Annotated in this window: 15 protein-coding genes; 9 read left to right on the top strand and 6 right to left on the bottom strand. The window is 57.6% G+C overall.

The annotated features are described in order from the left end of the window. Window positions 1-221: 221 nt before the first annotated feature. The 4 genes from RHM56_RS15280 to RHM56_RS15265 are packed head-to-tail and all read left to right on the top strand — an operon-like array spanning window position 222 to window position 9,200. Window positions 222-1,511, top strand: coding sequence for an MdtA/MuxA family multidrug efflux RND transporter periplasmic adaptor subunit (locus tag RHM56_RS15280; protein WP_322233498.1), 1,290 nt, complete (start codon window positions 222-224; stop codon window positions 1,509-1,511). Further along, complete coding sequence (locus RHM56_RS15275) at window positions 1,508-4,609, top strand: MdtB/MuxB family multidrug efflux RND transporter permease subunit (protein WP_322233496.1); 3,102 nt, start codon at window positions 1,508-1,510, stop codon at window positions 4,607-4,609. Before RHM56_RS15280 ends, RHM56_RS15275 begins: the two co-directional genes overlap by 4 nt. Next, window positions 4,606-7,713, top strand: a complete 3,108-nt coding sequence (locus RHM56_RS15270) for an efflux RND transporter permease subunit (RefSeq protein ID WP_322233494.1) — start codon at window positions 4,606-4,608, stop codon at window positions 7,711-7,713. The genes RHM56_RS15275 and RHM56_RS15270 overlap by 4 nt, the downstream gene beginning before the upstream one ends. Next, on the top strand, window positions 7,710-9,200 hold the full coding sequence (locus RHM56_RS15265; protein WP_322233492.1) for an efflux transporter outer membrane subunit: 1,491 nt from the start codon (window positions 7,710-7,712) through the stop codon (window positions 9,198-9,200). The genes RHM56_RS15270 and RHM56_RS15265 overlap by 4 nt, the downstream gene beginning before the upstream one ends. Before the next feature lie 206 nt (window positions 9,201-9,406). Here the strand turns inward: RHM56_RS15265 and RHM56_RS15260 are convergent, their stop codons facing one another. From RHM56_RS15260 to RHM56_RS15245, 4 genes are all read right to left on the bottom strand, one after another. Then, window positions 9,407-10,498, bottom strand: coding sequence for a GGDEF domain-containing protein (locus RHM56_RS15260; protein ID WP_322233490.1), 1,092 nt, complete (start codon window positions 10,496-10,498; stop codon window positions 9,407-9,409). A gap of 162 nt (window positions 10,499-10,660) precedes the next feature. Next, entirely contained in the window at window positions 10,661-11,377 is a 717-nt protein-coding gene (locus RHM56_RS15255; RefSeq protein WP_322233488.1) for an HPP family protein, read from the bottom strand. Between the two features lie 150 nt (window positions 11,378-11,527). Further along, on the bottom strand, window positions 11,528-11,851 hold the full coding sequence (locus RHM56_RS15250; protein WP_322233485.1) for a hypothetical protein: 324 nt from the start codon (window positions 11,849-11,851) through the stop codon (window positions 11,528-11,530). A gap of 370 nt (window positions 11,852-12,221) precedes the next feature. Then, entirely contained in the window at window positions 12,222-13,133 is a 912-nt protein-coding gene (locus RHM56_RS15245) for a MurR/RpiR family transcriptional regulator (protein ID WP_322233484.1), read from the bottom strand. Window positions 13,134-13,513: 380 nt separating this feature from the next. On the opposite strand from RHM56_RS15245, the gene RHM56_RS15240 reads away from it, so the two are divergent. The 3 genes from RHM56_RS15240 to RHM56_RS15230 all read left to right on the top strand — a co-directional run bounded on the left by RHM56_RS15240 (window position 13,514) and on the right by RHM56_RS15230 (window position 15,803). Continuing rightward, a complete protein-coding gene (locus RHM56_RS15240; RefSeq protein ID WP_322233482.1) occupies window positions 13,514-13,918 on the top strand; it encodes a TraR/DksA family transcriptional regulator in 405 nt (134 codons plus the stop codon). Between the two features lie 196 nt (window positions 13,919-14,114). After that, a complete protein-coding gene (locus tag RHM56_RS15235) occupies window positions 14,115-15,458 on the top strand; it encodes a DUF2235 domain-containing protein (protein WP_322233480.1) in 1,344 nt (447 codons plus the stop codon). 126 nt (window positions 15,459-15,584) lie between these two features. Further along, entirely contained in the window at window positions 15,585-15,803 is a 219-nt protein-coding gene (locus RHM56_RS15230; protein ID WP_322233478.1) for a hypothetical protein, read from the top strand. On the opposite strand, the gene RHM56_RS15225 is transcribed toward RHM56_RS15230, so the two are convergent. Both RHM56_RS15225 and RHM56_RS15220 read right to left on the bottom strand, forming a co-directional pair. Next, complete coding sequence (locus RHM56_RS15225) at window positions 15,791-16,027, bottom strand: DUF2789 family protein (RefSeq protein WP_322233476.1); 237 nt, start codon at window positions 16,025-16,027, stop codon at window positions 15,791-15,793. The two genes, RHM56_RS15230 and RHM56_RS15225, sit on opposite strands and share 13 nt — an antisense overlap. Window positions 16,028-16,129: 102 nt before the next feature. Then, the gene (locus tag RHM56_RS15220) at window positions 16,130-16,360 is read right to left on the bottom strand and encodes a hypothetical protein (protein ID WP_322233474.1); all 231 of its coding nucleotides are present in this window, start codon (window positions 16,358-16,360) and stop codon (window positions 16,130-16,132) included. 469 nt (window positions 16,361-16,829) lie between these two features. On the opposite strand from RHM56_RS15220, the gene RHM56_RS15215 reads away from it, so the two are divergent. Together RHM56_RS15215 and RHM56_RS15210 are read left to right on the top strand one after the other, a co-directional pair. Next, on the top strand, window positions 16,830-17,300 hold the full coding sequence (locus RHM56_RS15215; protein ID WP_322233472.1) for a hypothetical protein: 471 nt from the start codon (window positions 16,830-16,832) through the stop codon (window positions 17,298-17,300). Next, window positions 17,297-17,503: a hypothetical protein gene (locus RHM56_RS15210; RefSeq protein ID WP_322233470.1), complete on the top strand. Its 207-nt coding sequence runs from the start codon at window positions 17,297-17,299 to the stop codon at window positions 17,501-17,503. The genes RHM56_RS15215 and RHM56_RS15210 overlap by 4 nt, the downstream gene beginning before the upstream one ends. Window positions 17,504-17,663 lie beyond the last annotated feature (160 nt).

Below are 17,663 nucleotides of genomic sequence, written 5' to 3'. Positions count from 1 at the left end.
AAGTGGGAGCGGGCTTGCTCGCGATGGCATCACCTCGGCATGACAGATACACCGAGTCGCCTGAATCGCGAGCAAGCCCACACACAGAATGTGGCCGCCTTCATCTCCTTGACACCTCTATAACGTAAATACCCGGTAAAGAGCCTTTTCATAACCGTCTGCACTGCTTATCTTTCAGACTCCTGAAAATAAGCGCACGCGCCCAACTGGTTGATCACTCAATGCAATCCTCTGTTTTCCACACATCTCGTCGCTGGCTGGTTGGCCTGCTGGTTCTGCTGATCGTTGTTGGCGTGAGCTGGTGGCTGTGGCCGTCAGCGGCGAAAAAGGCCCAGACCGCACAACCTCCGGGGCACACCAGCCGCACGGGAGCGATGCGTCCTGGCTTTGGTGGCTCAACTCAGGCGGTGCCGGTTCGGGTCGGAGAGGTGACGCGGGGTGATTTCCCCATTTTCTTTAAAGCGTTGGGCACGGTCACGGCCCTGAACACGATCAATGTACGCAGCCGCGTGGCAGGCGAGTTGGTGAAGGTGTATTTCAAAGAAGGGCAAATGGTCAAAGCCGGTGAGCTGCTGGCTGAAATTGACCCGCGCAGTTATCAAAACGCATTGCTCCAGGCTGAAGGCACGCTGTTGCAGAATCAGGCCCAACTGAAAAATGCTCAGGTCGATGTGCAGCGTTACCGCGGTCTGTACGCCGAAGACAGTATCGCCAAGCAAACCCTGGATACCGCCGAAGCGTTGGTCAGCCAATATCAGGGCACGGTCAAAACCAATCAGGCGGCCGTCAATGACGCCAAGCTCAACCTTGAGTTCACCAAGATTCGTGCCCCGATCACGGGGCGTGTGGGCTTGCGTCAACTGGACGTCGGCAACCTGGTCGCGGCCAATGACACCACAGCGCTGGTGGTGATCACTCAGACCGAGCCGATTGTGGTCAGCTTCACCCTGCCGGAAAACAATTTGGCCTTGGTGCTGGAACGTTATCGCAGCGGCGCCAAGTTGCCGGTGCAAGCCTGGGACCGTGGTGATCGCAAAGAGTTGGCCGTGGGCGTGTTGAGCAGCATCGATAACCAGATTGATGTCACCACTGGCACCCTGAAGTTCAAGGCGCTGTTTGAGAACCGCGATCAGGCGCTGTTCCCAAACCAGTTCGTCAATGTGCACCTGCTGGCCGACACGCTGAAAAACGTGGTCCTGGCCCCGACCCCGGCGATTCAGTACGGCACCAATGGCTCGTTCGTCTATGCAATGGATGGCGATAAAAAGGTCAAGATGCGCACGATTAAAGTCGGTGCCACCGATGGCGATCTGAGCGTGATTGAGGAAGGCCTTGAGGCCGGTGATCGCGTGGTGCTTGAAGGCACGGACCGTCTGCGTGATGGCGGTGCGGTTGAAGTGGTGAATGACAGCGCCGAGGTGCCAGTAACAGCGGCTGAACAACTGGACGATGGCCCGGACGCGGATGCCGATCCAGCTGCTGACAAGGCCAAGGGCAAGGCGCACGAATGAATCTGTCGCGGCTGTTTATCCTGCGCCCGGTCGCAACCACGCTGTGCATGCTGGCCATCGTGTTGTCCGGGATCATTGCCTATCGCATGCTGCCAGTGTCAGCCTTGCCTCAGGTCGATTACCCGACGATCCGCGTGATGACGCTGTACCCCGGCGCCAGCCCGGATGTCATGACCAGCGCAGTGACGGCGCCGCTTGAGCGCCAGTTCGGGCAAATGCCCGGCCTGACGCAAATGGCCTCGACCAGTTCTGGCGGCGCTTCGGTGCTGACCTTGCGCTTCAACCTCGACATTAATATGGATGTCGCCGAGCAGCAGGTTCAGGCCGCGATCAATGCCGCGACTAACCTGTTGCCCAAGGATTTGCCTGCGCCCCCGGTGTACAACAAGGTCAACCCGGCCGATACCCCGGTGCTGACGCTGGCGATTACCTCTAAAACCATGTTGCTGCCCAAGCTCAATGACTTGGTCGACACGCGCATGGCGCAAAAAATTGCCCAGATCAGTGGCGTCGGCATGGTCAGCATCGCCGGTGGTCAGCGCCAGGCGGTGCGGATCAAGGTCAACCCCGAGGCGCTGGCCGCCAATGGCTTGAACCTGGCGGATGTGCGCACCCTGATCGGCGCGTCCAACGTCAATCAGCCCAAGGGCAACTTTGACGGCCCGACCCGGGTGTCGATGCTCGATGCCAACGACCAGTTGAAAACCCCGCAGGAATACGCGGAGCTGATCCTGGCCTACAACAATGGTGCGCCGCTGCGACTCAAAGACGTGGCCGAAATTGTCGACGGGGCCGAGAACGAGCGCCTTGCGGCCTGGGCCAATGAAAATCAGGCGGTATTACTGAACATTCAGCGTCAACCCGGGGCCAACGTGATTGAAGTGGTGGACCGGATCAAGGCGCTGTTGCCGAGCATCACCGACAACCTGCCCGCAGGTATCGACGTCACTGTGCTGACGGACCGCACGCAAACCATTCGGGCTTCGGTGCGCGATGTGCAGCATGAATTGCTGATCGCCATCGCGTTGGTGGTGATGGTGACGTTCCTGTTCCTGCGCCGTGCCAGCGCCACGATTATTCCTTCGGTTGCTGTGCCGTTGTCGCTGATCGGTACCTTCGGCGTGATGTACCTGGCCGGCTTTTCGATCAACAACCTGACGCTGATGGCCCTGACCATCGCCACTGGTTTTGTGGTCGATGACGCCATCGTCATGCTGGAAAACATTTCGCGCTATATCGAAGAGGGCGACAGCCCGATGCAGGCTGCGCTCAAGGGCGCCAAGCAAATCGGTTTTACCTTGATCTCGCTGACCCTGTCGCTGATTGCGGTGTTGATCCCGCTGCTGTTTATGGCGGACGTGGTGGGGCGTCTGTTCCGCGAGTTTGCGATCACCCTGGCGGTGGCCATCCTGATCTCGCTGGTCGTATCGCTGACGCTGACGCCGATGATGTGTGCCCGTTTGCTCAAAGCGGAGCCCAAGCCAGAAGAGCAGGGTCGTTTCTACCGGGCCAGCGGCGCTTTTATTGACTGGATGATTGTCGAATACGGCCGCATGTTGCAGTGGGTGCTCAAACATCAGCCGCTGACCTTGCTGGTGGCCATTGGCACGTTGGCACTTACCGTATTTCTGTACATGGTGGTGCCCAAGGGCTTCTTCCCGGTGCAGGACACGGGTGTGATTCAGGGGATTTCCGAAGCGCCGCAGTCGATCTCGTTCAGCGCCATGAGCCAGCGTCAGCAAGAGCTGGGCAAAATCATCCTGCAAGACCCGGATGTTGAAAGCCTGTCTTCCTACATTGGTGTCGACGGTGATAACGCCACGCTCAACAGCGGACGCATGCTGATCAACCTCAAGCCCCACAGCGAGCGCCACGAGAGTGCTTCTGAAGTGATTGCGCGCTTGCAGCCGCAACTGGACAAACTGGTCGGGATCCGGCTGTTTATGCAGCCCGTGCAAGACTTGACCATCGAAGACCGCGTGAGCCGCACCCAGTACCAGTTCAGTTTGTCGTCGCCGGATGCCGAGTTGCTCAGTACCTGGAGCGATAAACTGGTGACCGCGTTGCGCAACCAGCCGCAACTGAGCGATGTGGCCAGCGACCTGCAAGACAAAGGTTTGCAGGTGTTCCTGGTCATCGACCGCGACGCGGCATCGCGCTTGGGCGTATCGGTGGCCAACATCACCGATGCCCTGTACGACGCCTTCGGCCAGCGGCAGATTTCGACCATCTACACCCAGGCCAGCCAGTACCGTGTGGTATTGCAGGCCAAAGATGGCGAGAAAATCGGCCCGCAGGCGCTGGATCAGATTCACGTCAAAACCACCGATGGCGGCCAGGTTCGCCTGTCCAGCCTGGCCAAGGTTGAAGAGCGTCAATCGCAGTTGTCCATTTCTCACATCGGTCAGTTCCCGTCAGTGATGGTCTCGTTCAACCTGGCGCCGGGCGTTGCCCTCGGGCAAGCGGTCGAGTTGATCGATCAGGTGCAAAAAGACATCGGCATGCCGGTGGGCGTGCAAACCGAGTTCCAGGGCGCCGCCCAGGCGTTTCAGGCTTCGTTGTCGAGCACCTTGCTGCTGATTCTGGCGGCAGTGGTGACCATGTACATCGTGCTGGGCGTGCTCTACGAGAGCTACATCCACCCGATCACCATCCTGTCGACCTTGCCCTCGGCCGCGGTCGGCGCGCTGCTGGCGCTGATTCTCAGCGGCAATGACCTGGGGATGATCGCGATCATCGGCATCATCTTGCTGATCGGCATCGTGAAGAAAAACGCGATCATGATGATCGACTTCGCCCTCGACGCTGAGCGCAACCAGGGCATGGCCCCGCAAGACGCTATTTATCAGGCGGCGCTGCTGCGTTTTCGCCCGATTCTGATGACCACATTGGCGGCGTTGTTTGGTGCCGTGCCGCTGATGCTGGCGACAGGCTCCGGGGCCGAACTGCGCCAACCGCTGGGTCTGGTGATGGTTGGCGGCTTGCTGGTGAGTCAGGTATTGACCTTGTTTACGACCCCGGTGATCTACCTGTACTTCGACCGCCTGGGCCGCCGCTGGCGGGGTGACAAGGCGACGGCTGAGCAGGCATCGGTATGAACCTGTCCGGCCCGTTCATTAAACGCCCGGTCGCGACCATGCTCCTGAGCCTGGCAATCATGTTGCTGGGCGGGGTGAGCTTTGGTTTGTTGCCAGTGTCGCCGCTGCCGCAAATGGACTTCCCGGTCATTGTGGTGTCGGCCAGTTTGCCGGGGGCCAGCCCCGAGGTCATGGCGTCTACCGTGGCCACGCCGCTGGAGCGCTCTTTCGGCGCGATTGCCGGGGTCAACACCATGAGCAGCCGCTCAAGCCAAGGCTCGACGCGGGTGATTCTGCAATTCGATCAGGACCGCGACATCAACGGCGCGGCGCGCGAAGTGCAGGCCGCGATCAACGCGTCGCGCAACTTGCTGCCCAGTGGCATGCGCAGTATGCCGACCTATAAAAAGGTCAACCCGTCGCAAGCGCCGATCATGGTGCTGTCACTGACCTCCGACGTACTGGCCAAGGGCGAGCTGTATGACCTGGCCTCGACCATCCTCTCGCAAAGCCTGTCGCAGGTACCGGGAGTGGGCGAAGTGCAAATTGGTGGCAGTTCGTTGCCCGCGGTGCGTATCGAACTGGAGCCGCAACTGCTCAACCAGTACGGCGTGGCGCTGGACGATGTCCGCAACACCGTTGCCAACGCCAACGTGCGCCGCCCCAAGGGCGCGGTGTCGGACGGTGATCGCAATTGGCAGATTCAAGCCAACGACCAACTGGAAAAGGCCAAGGACTACGAGTCGCTGATCATTCGTTATCAGGATGGAGCGGCCCTGCGCCTGAGCCATGTGGCCAAGGTCCAGGACAGCGTTGAGGACCGTTACAACAGCGGTTTCTTCAACAACGACGCGGCAGTTTTGCTGGTGGTCAACCGCCAGGCCGGGGCCAACATCATCCAGACCGTGAACGCGATCAAGGCCCAGTTGCCCGCGTTGCAAGCGGTGCTACCAGCCAGTGTCAAACTGAACCTGGCCATGGACCGCTCGCCGGTGATCAAGGCCACCTTGCACGAAGCCGAAATGACCTTGCTGATTGCTGTGGCGCTGGTGATTTTGGTGGTGTTCCTGTTTCTCGGTAACTTGCGTGCCTCGCTGATCCCGACCCTGGCGGTGCCGGTGTCGCTGGTGGGCACCTTTGCCATCATGTACCTGTACGGTTTCTCGCTGAATAACCTGTCGTTGATGGCGCTGATTCTGGCCACCGGGCTGGTGGTGGACGACGCCATCGTGGTGCTGGAAAACATCTCGCGTCATATCGACGCCGGGATTGCGCCGATGAAAGCGGCGTATCTGGGGGCCAAGGAAGTCGGTTTTACCTTGCTCTCGATGAACGTCTCGCTGGTGGCGGTGTTTTTGTCGATCCTGTTTATGGGCGGGATTATCGAAAGCCTGTTTCGCGAATTCTCGATCACCCTGGCGGCCTCGATTGTGGTGTCGCTGGTGGTGTCGCTGACCCTGACCCCGATGCTCTGCGCACGCTGGCTCAAACCTCATGTGCCGGGTACTGAAAACGCCATGCAGCGCTGGAGCATGCGGCTTAACGAGCGCATGGTTCACGGCTATGCGCGCAGCCTGGACTGGGTCTTGCGCCACAAGCGCCTGACCCTGCTCAGCCTGCTGGTGACCATCGGCGTTAACGTGGCGTTGTACGTGGTGGTGCCGAAAACCTTTATGCCGCAACAAGACACCGGGCAACTGATTGGCTTTGTGCGCGGCGATGACGGCCTGTCGTTCAGCGTGATGCAGCCCAAGATGGAGATCTTCCGCAAGGCGATACTGGCCGACCCGGCGGTGGACAGCGTGGCGGGTTTTATCGGCGGTAACGGCGGTACCAACAACGCAGTGATGATCGTGCGCCTCAAACCGATCTCCGAGCGCAAGCTGTCGGCACAAAAAGTCATTGAGCGCTTGCGTGACAGCATGCCCAAAGTGCCCGGTGGGCGCCTGATGCTGATGGCTGACCAGGATTTGCAGTTTGGCGGCGGCCGTGAGCAAACCAGCTCGCAGTATTCCTACATCCTGCAAAGTGGTGATCTGGGCGAACTGCGCACCTGGTATCCGAAAGTCGTGGCGGCCTTTAAGGCGCTGCCCGAACTGACGGCGATCGATGCCCGTGAAGGGCGGGGCGCGCAGCAAGTGACACTGGTGGTTGACCGTGATCAGGCCAAACGCCTCGGGGTCGATATGGACATGGTCACGGCCGTGCTGAACAACGCCTACAGCCAGCGGCAGATCTCGACCATCTACGACAGCCTGAACCAGTATCAGGTGGTCATGGAGGTCAACCCCAAATACGCCCAGGACCCCGAGACCCTGAATCAGGTGTACGTCATTGGGGCCGACGGGCAACGGATTCCGTTATCCGCCATCGCTCACTACGAGAACAGCTTGCAGGACGACCGCGTCGAGCATGAAGGCCAGTTTGCGTCCCAGAGTATCTCCTTTGACATGGCCCCTGGCGTGTCGCTGGAGCAGGGCACCGCTGCCATTGAACGGGCCATTGCCAAGCTCGGCCTGCCCGAAGACGTCATCGCGAAAATGGCCGGTACGGGCGACGCGTTTGCCGCCACCCAGAAAAGCCAGCCGTTCATGATCCTCGGTGCGTTGGTCGCGGTGTATCTGGTGCTGGGCATTCTCTACGAGAGTTACATCCACCCGCTGACGATCCTGTCGACCTTGCCATCGGCGGGGGTTGGCGCGCTGTTGAGCATCTACCTCACGGGGGGCGAGTTCAGCCTGATCTCCTTGCTGGGGCTGTTCCTGCTGATCGGCGTGGTGAAGAAAAACGCGATTTTGATGATCGACCTTGCGCTGCAGCTGGAGCGGCATTCGGGAATGAGCCCGCAGGATTCGATTCGCAGTGCGTGCTTGCAGCGTCTGCGGCCGATTCTGATGACCACCCTGGCGGCCATTCTGGGGGCCTTGCCGTTGATGTTGAGCCATGCCGAAGGTGCCGAAATGCGTCAGCCGCTGGGCCTGACCATCATTGGTGGGTTGATTTTCAGCCAGATCCTGACCCTTTACACCACCCCGGTGGTCTACCTCTATCTCGACCGTGCACGCCATCGTTTCAACAAATGGCGTGGCGTGCGTACTGATGCTGCTCTGGAAACTCCGCTATGACTTCTCGTTTGCTTAACCTTGCCCCGGCACTGTCGTCCCAACGTTGGGCGCTTGCCCGCGGCTCGCGCCTGCTGGGCCTGGTGCTGAGCGGGATGTTGCTCAGCGCCTGTGCGGTGGGGCCGGACTATCAGCGCCCTGCGCTGACAGCGCCGCAGCCATTCCAAGAAGTGCAGGGCTGGACCCAGGCCAACCCGAGTGATGCGCTGGCGCGTGGTGCCTGGTGGGAGTTGTACGGCGATCAGCAGCTCAATGCGCTGGTGGCACAACTCAACAGCAACAACCAGAGCGTTGCGCAATCAGAAGCCCAGTTTCGTCAGGCGCAGGCATTGGTGCGCAATGCACGGGCAGCGTTCTTGCCGAGCGCAGACTTGAGCGTTGGCAAAACCCGCTCCAGCCAGGGCACGGGCAGCTCCAGCTCCAGCCTGACCAGCTCCAGCAGCGGGATCCGCGACACCCTGAACGCGCAGGTCGGGGTGAGTTGGGAGGCCGATATCTGGGGTAAATTGCGTCGTGGACTTGAAGCCAACGAAGCCAGCGCCGAAGCCAGCTTTGCCGACCTTGCCGCGATGCGCCTGAGCCAGCAATCGGAACTGGTGCAGAACTACCTGCAACTGCGGGTGATCGATGAACAAAAACGCTTGCTGGAAGCGACCGTCGAGGCGTATCAGCGCTCGTTGAAAATGAGCGAAAACCAGTACCGTGCGGGTATCTCCGGCAAAGACGCCGTGGCGCAAGCGCAAACCCAATTGCGTAATACCCAGGCCAGCCTGATCGACCTGATCTGGCAGCGGGCACAATTCGAAAACGCCATCGCCGTACTGACGGGGCAGGTGCCTTCGGGCTTCAAACTGGCAGAAATTAAAGACATTCCCAAACTGCCTGAAATTCCGGTCAGCGTGCCATCACAACTGCTGGAACGTCGCCCGGACATCGCCTCGGCGGAGCGCTCTATCATGGCCGCCAACGCCAACATCGGCGTGGCCAAGGCGGCGTACTACCCGGACTTTAGCCTGAGCCTGTCGGGCGGATACAGCAGCAGCCAGTACCAGGACTGGATCAGCGTGCCGAACCGATTCTGGTCGGTGGGGCCGAAAATCTCCTTACCCTTGTTCGATGGGGGCCAGCGTTCGGCCGAAGTTGATCGAAACGAAGCGGTGTATGACCAGACCGTGGCCAAATATCGCCAGACCGTGCTGGATGGATTCCGCGAAGTGGAAAACTACAAGGTGCAGTTGAAAGTGCTCGGGGATGAAACCGTGGTGCAAGAACAGGCGCTGGAATCGGCGCGTGAGTCATTGCGCCTGACCACTAACCAGTACAAGGCTGGATTGATTGCCTATCTGGACGTGGTGAGCGTGCAAACCACAGCATTGAGTACTGAGCGCAGCGTACTGAACCTGCTGCAAAGCCGATTGATCGCCAGCGTGCAGCTGATTGCCGCGTTGGGCGGGGGATGGGATGGGAATACCGACTTGAGTGAGCGTTGATTTCAGATCAATAAAGCCCTGTAGTCGCTGAGGAGCGCAGCGAGGCTGCGATCGGAATGGTGCGCCACTGCGACGAAGCAGCCGCTAAACCAGACGACTCGGTGGATCAGGCGCATCGACATGTCAGGATTTGCGAGGACTGCGTCCTCGATCGCAGCCTCGCTTCGCTCCTCAGCGGCTACACAGGCAGATCGCAGCTGCGCTCCTCAAGCACCCATATCCTGCGCATAAAACGTAAACCTGTCTTTGCCACTGTTCTTGGACACATATAGCGCCTTGTCTGCATTGGCCAGCGCCTGGTTCAGCGTGTCATGGCCTTCAACCCGCGCCAGACCGATGCTGATGGTCACCGGGTGCTCATGCGGGTCTTCACGCACTCGACGACAGAGCGTGTCCATCAATGCGTCTACGTCGGCACGCCGTACCCCCGACACGTACACCGCAAACTCCTCGCCGCCCAGGCGCGCGTACTCATGGTCAGTCATCACCGCCTTGATGCTGGACGCCGTGCGCTTGAGCACTTCATCGCCAATGTCATGTCCAAACCGATCGTTGATTTTCTTGAAGTTGTCGATGTCGATCATTGCCAGGTAATGGTCGTGTTCCCGAGGCTGAGCGCGCAATACGCTACCCGCCCGGGTCATGAACGACCGCCGGTTGGGAATCTCGGTCAACGCGTCGATGTACGCCTGGTTCACCAGTAATTTGGACATGGTGTAGTTGTACAGCTTGACCCGGCGCAGTTTGAAAAAGCTGTAAATCGTTAAACTGCTGAGAAAGGCGTAATAGCACAGGATCATGGTGCCCCGCAGGTCCATGACCGAAACAAAGGTCAACCCAAAGGGGTTAAGCATGAGTCCCGCAATGACTGCACTGGTGAGAAATGCCCAGCGGCTCAATGGCAAGATCGAAGCACTGTAGAGGATGCTGGCGGTAGCCAGTACCAGCCAGACCGGTTGCGAGTCCTGAGGCAAGCCCATGATGATCAGGCGGATGCCCAGGGTAATCACGGCGACGAAAATAACGTTCAGCACGTCGAAGTGCCGATAATTGCGGATAAACCCCAGGATGAGGGTGATCGTCACCATCGTGCCCATAAACAGCATGGACAGACCGGTGAAGCCTTGGCCTCCCTTGGTGCTGATGATTAAGTCAAATAACAACCAGATGAAGATGCTGGCCGCGTAGGTCAAACGGCAAAAATTGCGCAGTTTTTCAAAATCATGTTGAGCAAATTCGGCTTGCAGCGCAGGGGGGGCGGCATGTTTTGAAATTTCAGTTTCAATGGTTTTGAGCATTGCGAGCCTTGATCACGGTCTGTTGACTGGACTCAGGGCACTTGCCCACGCAAGCCAAGTACCCTGTGAGCCCGGACGATCAAGTGCAGTGCAGCAGCGGCCGCCCGGACCCTGCAGAAATAACCCTAGCAGGATCTTCCGTGCGGCGTTGTGATGGCGGCGTTAACGGGCTTGGTCGAACACTTCACCGACGCTGCGTCGACGTGCGTTGTGCTCGCTGGCACGCACCAGGGCTTCGAGGTCTTCGGGGGTGACGTCGATAAATGCGTCCATTTGCTCAAGGGCTTTTTGCAGGTCTTCGGCAGTAATTCCAGGGTCGCCCGTAACGTGCGGTTCCACTATGGCCGGGATCGGCTCGGCGATTTTTTTCGGGTAACGCACCCGCGTCAGGTTGTTGTAGGCCAAGGCGCTCAGCACCATGCACACGGCGCTGAGCATTACCGGGGCGAGCATGCCCCAGCCCAGGCGCGCGCTGTCCGGATCAGCCAGTACCACCAGCAAGGCCAGCGCACCGGCTGGCGGATGCAGACAGCGCAGCAGGCACATGATCACCAGTGCCAAGCCTACGGCCAGGCACGCGCTGTCCAGGTTGCGGCCAAAAAAGTGCACCACGCCCAATGACACAACGGTTGCGCACAGATAGCCGCCGACAATCGACCAGGGTTGCGCCAGCGCTCCCGATGACACGGCAAACAGCAAAATGGCGGATGCCCCCAAAGGGCCAATCAAATGCATGGCTACGGGCAGGCCAAAGAACACACTGCACACCCAGACGCACAGCAGTGTGCCCAGTGATACGCCAATCGCAGCGCGACTCCATTCTGTGGGACGGGTGTTCGTGGCCGCAGGCAACAAGCGGCTGATCCAGCGGTTTTGCATGGTGGGAGAATCCGGTTTTGGACAACGAAGAGATAAAAAAAGGGCTGTGCGGGTTTCCCGGCAAGCCCTTGAAAGTGTTCCTTCATTGGGGGAGGAACGTGTGCAGTGTGCCCAGCTCCAATACAGTCCGCAAATTCATAATAATGATGGTTAACTGCATTTAATTTGATTTAAAGGCTGTGCAGTTTTTGATGAGTGAACCTGTGCACGTGTCGGAGTCGTGTTCGGTATGTCCGCAGTCAGTTTGCCCAGCACGCGTTCATAAACGTCATTGCTCAACAGCCGCCGTTCAATGGGGGTGCGCAATTCGCCACTGTTGGCCAATGGCAGCTTCAGCAGCAGCAGGGCATCGCGCAGTCTGATCAGCGGGCCCAATTCGGGAAGGCATGTTTCACGGTCGTAATCACCTGCCACAGCTGCGATTGGCAGGCTGTGCTCAAGTACCGGCTTGTTAGCAAACAAGGAATAATTCATCACGTCGTGCCCCTATAGAAAGCCTATTGAATATCTAGCGATGCAGACAACTGGTTCAGCATCATCTGCGTGGTGATACAAGCAGTGACATATCGATTATTTACTTGGCTTGGGATCTGAGATTTTTGCGAGCAATTGTAAAGCGCGTAAACCGCGCAGTATTGTCAGGCAGAGCGTAAGTAACGATAAGAATTACGGAGAGATTCGTGGGACTTTTCAGAATAGACAGCGGGAGTCATGTCACGGCTAAGTCGCACATAAATAGGGCTTGAAGCGCACTTTTGACGATGCCAATTCTTACTGATCTATACACCGGCGTAATAATGTGAAGTATTTTTGTGGCAAGCAGGTGAGGGCACAACGAATGGGGCTAGTCGTCAAAGCCGACTTGCTCGTGGATGTCGTCCACTTTGAGTTCCAGCCGATAGGCCACGGCTATAAACAATGCCTGACACAGGCACAGGGTTGCGCTTAATGAGCGGAACGCAAACGAACTGCCTTCATTAACCAGCAACACCGTGTTGGCTTTTTTGGCCAGCGGCGACAGAGTGCTGTCGGTGATGATCAGGGTTTTGGCCTGATGTAACTGGGCGAGGCGCAAGCAGTGCTGGGTTTCTTTGCCATACGGGGTAAAGCTGATGGCAATGACCAGGTCATTGGCGCGTACGCTGCGCATCTGTTCGCGGTAGCTGCCGCCGAGCCCCGAAACCATGTGAATCCGCTTGTTGGTGTGCTGCAGGTTGTACACCAGGTAATCGGCCACTGCGAAGGAGCGGCGCACACCGACCACGTAGATGTTATCGGCGTTGACCACCAGGTCCACGGCTTTCTCGAAGGCCTGCTCGTCGAACTCCAGATTCAGCCGCTCAATGCCTGACAGCGTGGCGTTAATGCATTCGCGCGCCAGAACACCGCCGCTGGCTTTTTGCGATTTGTCGGCAATCATGCTGCGAACACGCTGCTGATAGTTCTGAACAGGGGTTGCCTTGTGGGTGTACGCCTCACGAAACAACGCTTGCATTTCACTGAAGCCGCTAAAGCCAAAACGCTGTGAAAAACGCACGATGGCCGAAGGGTGCACCTCACACTCGCGAGCAATATCACTGATTCGGTCAACCATGATCCGGTCACTTTGCTGGCTCATATAACCGGCAATACGCTTGAGCTGGCGCGGCAGGCTCTCGTACTCCTGGGTAATAAGCTGCATCAGCCGCTCGGCATTGACTGGCGGGCTGGTCTGTTCGCTCCCTGGCGTTTGGGCCGACTGATCGGTGGCTGACATAAGTGCGTCCTTGAGATGGCGCTTGCAGGGCAGGTAGCAGTTTGGCGAGCGCAGTCTACAGCGTAGGCGTTCAAAAAATCCTGGCCAGCCATTCAGGGCCTGTTCGCTGAATCGATATTTCAGCTGCGCCGTTGAATTTCTTGCTATAAACGCACTCCACTGACGCCTGTGAAGGCCGCTTTTCGTCATTTTCCATGTTTTGCTGGACAAATAGCTGTCATTTCAGTTGCTGACTCGATAAGTCGGCCTTAGACTGCCGCCCCTCGTAAATTGAGTGCCGGGTGGCGCTTGAAATAGATGGCACCTAACTGGTTTGGATGAAGATCGGTCAGAACGCTCCCTAATTCGCCTTAATGCACGTATTTTTTATAGAGAAATCAATGACAAAGGATAAGTTGCTGGCCATGCCGGCGGATGACTACATGAATGCCGAGCAACTGGCTTTTTTCACTGAGCTGTTGCAAGCCATGAAGGTTGAGACTCACGAACGTATTGAGCAAAACCGCATTGCGATCGAAAGTCTGGACACTCCGGCTGATCCTGCGGACGCCGCTTCGGTTGAAGAAGAGCGCACCTGGTTGGTGAACTCCATCGATCGTGATCAACGCATGCTGCCTCAATTGGAACAAGCGCTGGATCGCATCAGAGCCGACGACTTTGGCTGGTGTGATGACAGCGGTGACGCGATTGGCCTCAAGCGCCTGCTGATCAGCCCGACTACCAAGTACTGCATCGAAGCTCAAGAGCGTCACGAGCAAATCGACAAGCACCAGCGTCAAGCCTGAGTGCTTGACCTTGCCGGGGCCGCGCCAAGCGGTCCTGGTAGCTGTCGGGCCCTGCAAGCGTTCGCCTTGCTGCCCATCTCCTCGTTGTAAAACCCTGTCTTACACGTTGCCGACATTGAGTGACTGGCTTCGGTTGAGCACCCTTATAGTTGCGCGGCACTTTTTCGTGTGGCCGATTTGATCAAGGGTGAAATTCATGGGTGATTCAAGCAACACAGGGCACGTGTTGCGCGTTGGTGTTTTCTTTGATGGAACGGCCAACAATCAATTCAACAGCGCAGAGGGGCTGGCGCGCCAAGCACGCGGCCTGAAGGTTGACGCTGACAGCAGCTACGCCAATGTCACGACTAATATCGCTGCACTGCATCAGCATTACCCTGCGCAACAGGCATTCGATGCAGATGGCAACGCGGTCACCTCGCTCTACATCAGTGGCATCGGCACGACGACGGGTGGCTCTGACACGCGCTTTCCGGCGCAGAGTTACGGGCGTGGCAGCAGCGGGGTGCTGGGCAAGGCTGAGCAGGCCTACGGCCAACTGGTTGAGTGCCTGACGCACTTTTTGCAGGGTGTGGCGCCATCGACCTTGTGCCGTTTGCAACTGGATATTTTTGGCTTCAGTCGCGGAGCGGCGGCGGCCCGGCACTTTGCCAATCGGATCAATAACACTGCTTTTAAATCACAATTTGCGCTGGCGCCTGATTTTGAGTGCGTGATCGTTTTTATCGGTTTGTTCGACACCGTCGCCGCCATGGGTGGGCTGGCAGATCTGGGCAACATCAGCGATGACATCAACCCCGGTCTAAATCTGTATCTCAGCCCTGACTGCGCGCAACACGTGGTGCAACTGACTGCGCGCGACGAGCAGCGGAGCAATTATTCATTGAGCCGCATCGCCCCGCAGTGGCCAATGGAGATCGCCGTGCCCGGCGTGCATGCAGACGTAGGCGGTGGGTACCCGGCGCAAATGACCGAACAAGTGTTTTTGACCCGCTGGCAGACCAATCGGGTCAGCCCGTCCACGCCGCTTATCTTGACCCACGCCTGGCAAAGTGCGACCGCAGAGCTTGTGCAATGGCAAGCCAAGGACCTGCTGGACCCCAGCGACCCGGATCGACTGCTGGAAGTGCGCAGCGCTGCACGTCGTGAAGCCAGCCGCGAAGACCCGATGCAGCAGGTACAGGCGGCGGTCTATATGCAACGTCGGGTGTTTGGCCAATTGTCGCGTGTTTACCTGCGCATCATGCATCGCCTGGCGTGTGAGCAAGGCGTTCCGTTCGCGGCATTGGCCGAGGCAGAGGCCGGTTTACCCGACGAACTGCAGTCCATTGAGGCCAGGCTTCAGGCTCAGGTGCGTGAAGGTGCAATTGCACTGACCGCACAAGAAGAGCGCCTGCTGCGCCAGCGTTACATCCATCAATCGGCACACTGGAACGCCGCAGTTGGCGCGGGTGAGGGCGTGGTGGACCAGGCTTTTTTCAATCGCCCCCAAGAGGGTGGGCGCCTGGTTTATGAGCAACATGAGACAGCCTTGGCTTAAGCGGACGCGCGGATTGTTACAAGTCATGCAACGCATCTATGCGGTACATAGCTTTTTCCGCAGGCAGTTAGCCACTAAGATAGCCAGCATCGTTAGGTGGCTAACTAAATGTGTGGAGTAAGCATCATGACCAACCAGGTTGATGTGGCAGTAATGATCGGCAGCGGTGTCCCTGAAAGCTTGCGCGCTATCGGCAAAAAGGCTTGCTGGGTCGTGCTGGTAAACGGCGAGCAACGTGGCACGGCCTTTTCCAGTCGCGTAGAAGCTGAAGAGTGTCGTGCCGCCTGGCTGGCGCAGCTAAGCGCCAACCGTTCAGCGGTGCGAATGCATGCTCAGCACGCTTGATGCAGGCGCGTATTCAATTCGTCGATAACCATGGCCCAATTGTCATCAGCCAGAAGTTTTTCTTTCAGTAATTGGGATTGAGCCTTTGTCCAAATGTCGGCATCGGCCAACTTGACGTCTTCAGGCAATCTGTTGGAGTCAATGAACGCGGTAATCGCAGCTTCGTCAGACGATAATCCCAGTTGCTCAAACAGGTTTTGCAGGGTGATAGCCGTGTCGTCCATGTTCATTTCCTTAAGTGAATGGGCCGGGTCTGTGCATCTGAGACCTTTGAACGCAAAGAGTTCGAGACCAGCCTAGCTCAATTGGAAACGAGACGATTGCCGTTAAACGTTAAGAGCGCCTGCGTCGACGGCTTCTTTCAATTGCTTGGCGGACTCCATGCCAGCAATTTTTGCTGACTCTGAGGTCTTGAACCAACGATCCTTTTCGACCTGGTGGTAGGTGAGCTTGGTCAGGGGTGGTTTTGGCCGCATCACGATCACTGCCTGAAATTCGCCATCGACTTCTTTGAAGTCACCGCGGATAAAATACTCGCCAATATCAAATTCAGTCACGTGTCACTATCCCTTGCAAGTAATAGAGTCCAGCCAACCTGGCGGCATAGGCCAGGCCGAATTTTGCGCAAGTATGGCAGTAGTTGGCCTCTCGTGGCGCAGTTAACACATCGGTACGACGAAAGCCTTGTTGAATACAGACGCAATCGGGCAGAAAATAAACCGTTTGCCTAATTGAACAGCGGATGTGTATACCCATCCTCGGGCATGAGTCGGTAGAATAGCGCGCCCGACTGTGTGTAAGCCGATCAACGCGAACACAGCCTTGGATAATTTCCTTCAAGCCCTGGCGATTGTTTGCCGGGATAGTTCAGGCGGAAATCCATTATCTTGATGTCACATGCCACCCCTGACTCCAGCAGTCAGGTCACCTTGTCGTACGCGGGTTTTTAACCTGGTGGCTGAGGCTTTTTTTCGGCTGCCTGTTTTTTGGCGGGCAGTTTAACTTTTTAATATCGAGGGCTTTTCGTTGGCAGTCAGCAATTTGGAGATGCATGCATTATTTGTGTTGGGTGACTTGCGGGCACGGTTGGTCAAAATGTTCCAGTCCCGCTTTGTGTATGTCACCGAACAAACGGCAGAAGGTATTTACATCGCTGAAATCGACACCGAAACAGCGCTGGTGGTAGACGACAAGCCTGGCCTGAAGTTAAAGGTCGGCGATCATTTCAGCGCCGCGGTGATGCCGAGCCGTGAAGGCGGCAAGCTGGACATCAAGTTTCGTGAAATCAAAATGACGGTGTATGGCATCGGTGACTATGCCTACGTCAGTTCGCCTTTGGGCGAAGGTATTGTCTTCAAGGAAGGCCAGACCGTGATGCTGGTGTTTGCAGCCAACGAGCAACTCGAAGGCGGCTTGAGCAAAACCTTGAAAGCAGTGACCACCAAAGTTGCCAAGTGGCCCAAGGGTGAACTCACGTTCAAGGCCAGCAAAGAGTGACAGCCACGCGTAGCGAGTTTCATCAGCAGTACCTTGCGCAAGCCCAGGCCAAGGCTGCCGAATTATTTGCCCAACAGCCCGTACTGAAAAGCGCCTGGCTGACTTGGGTGGCGGGGCAGCTCTACACCTTACGCCCCGCTGAATACGCAAGCATGGTTCGCCGCGAACTGCAGCGCTTGCAGATGAACCGCGAAAATCGGTAGTCGCTGACGAAGGCCGCGATGGGTTGCGCAGCAGCCCATGGTTGTAAAGAGCTAGCCAAGGTTCTTTGGCCCTTATGTTCAGTCTGCGGCAGCGACTACACATGCCTCTCCGTATTTTGCCCCTCAAACAGCCTAGGCCTAATGGACGATGTACACGCCC

This window comes from Pseudomonas sp. CCC3.1, assembly GCF_034347405.1.
In the GTDB taxonomy this organism is placed as follows: domain Bacteria; phylum Pseudomonadota; class Gammaproteobacteria; order Pseudomonadales; family Pseudomonadaceae; genus Aquipseudomonas.
Note: the sequence above shows the minus strand (reverse complement) of the source record. Positions and strands in the feature narration are given on the sequence as shown.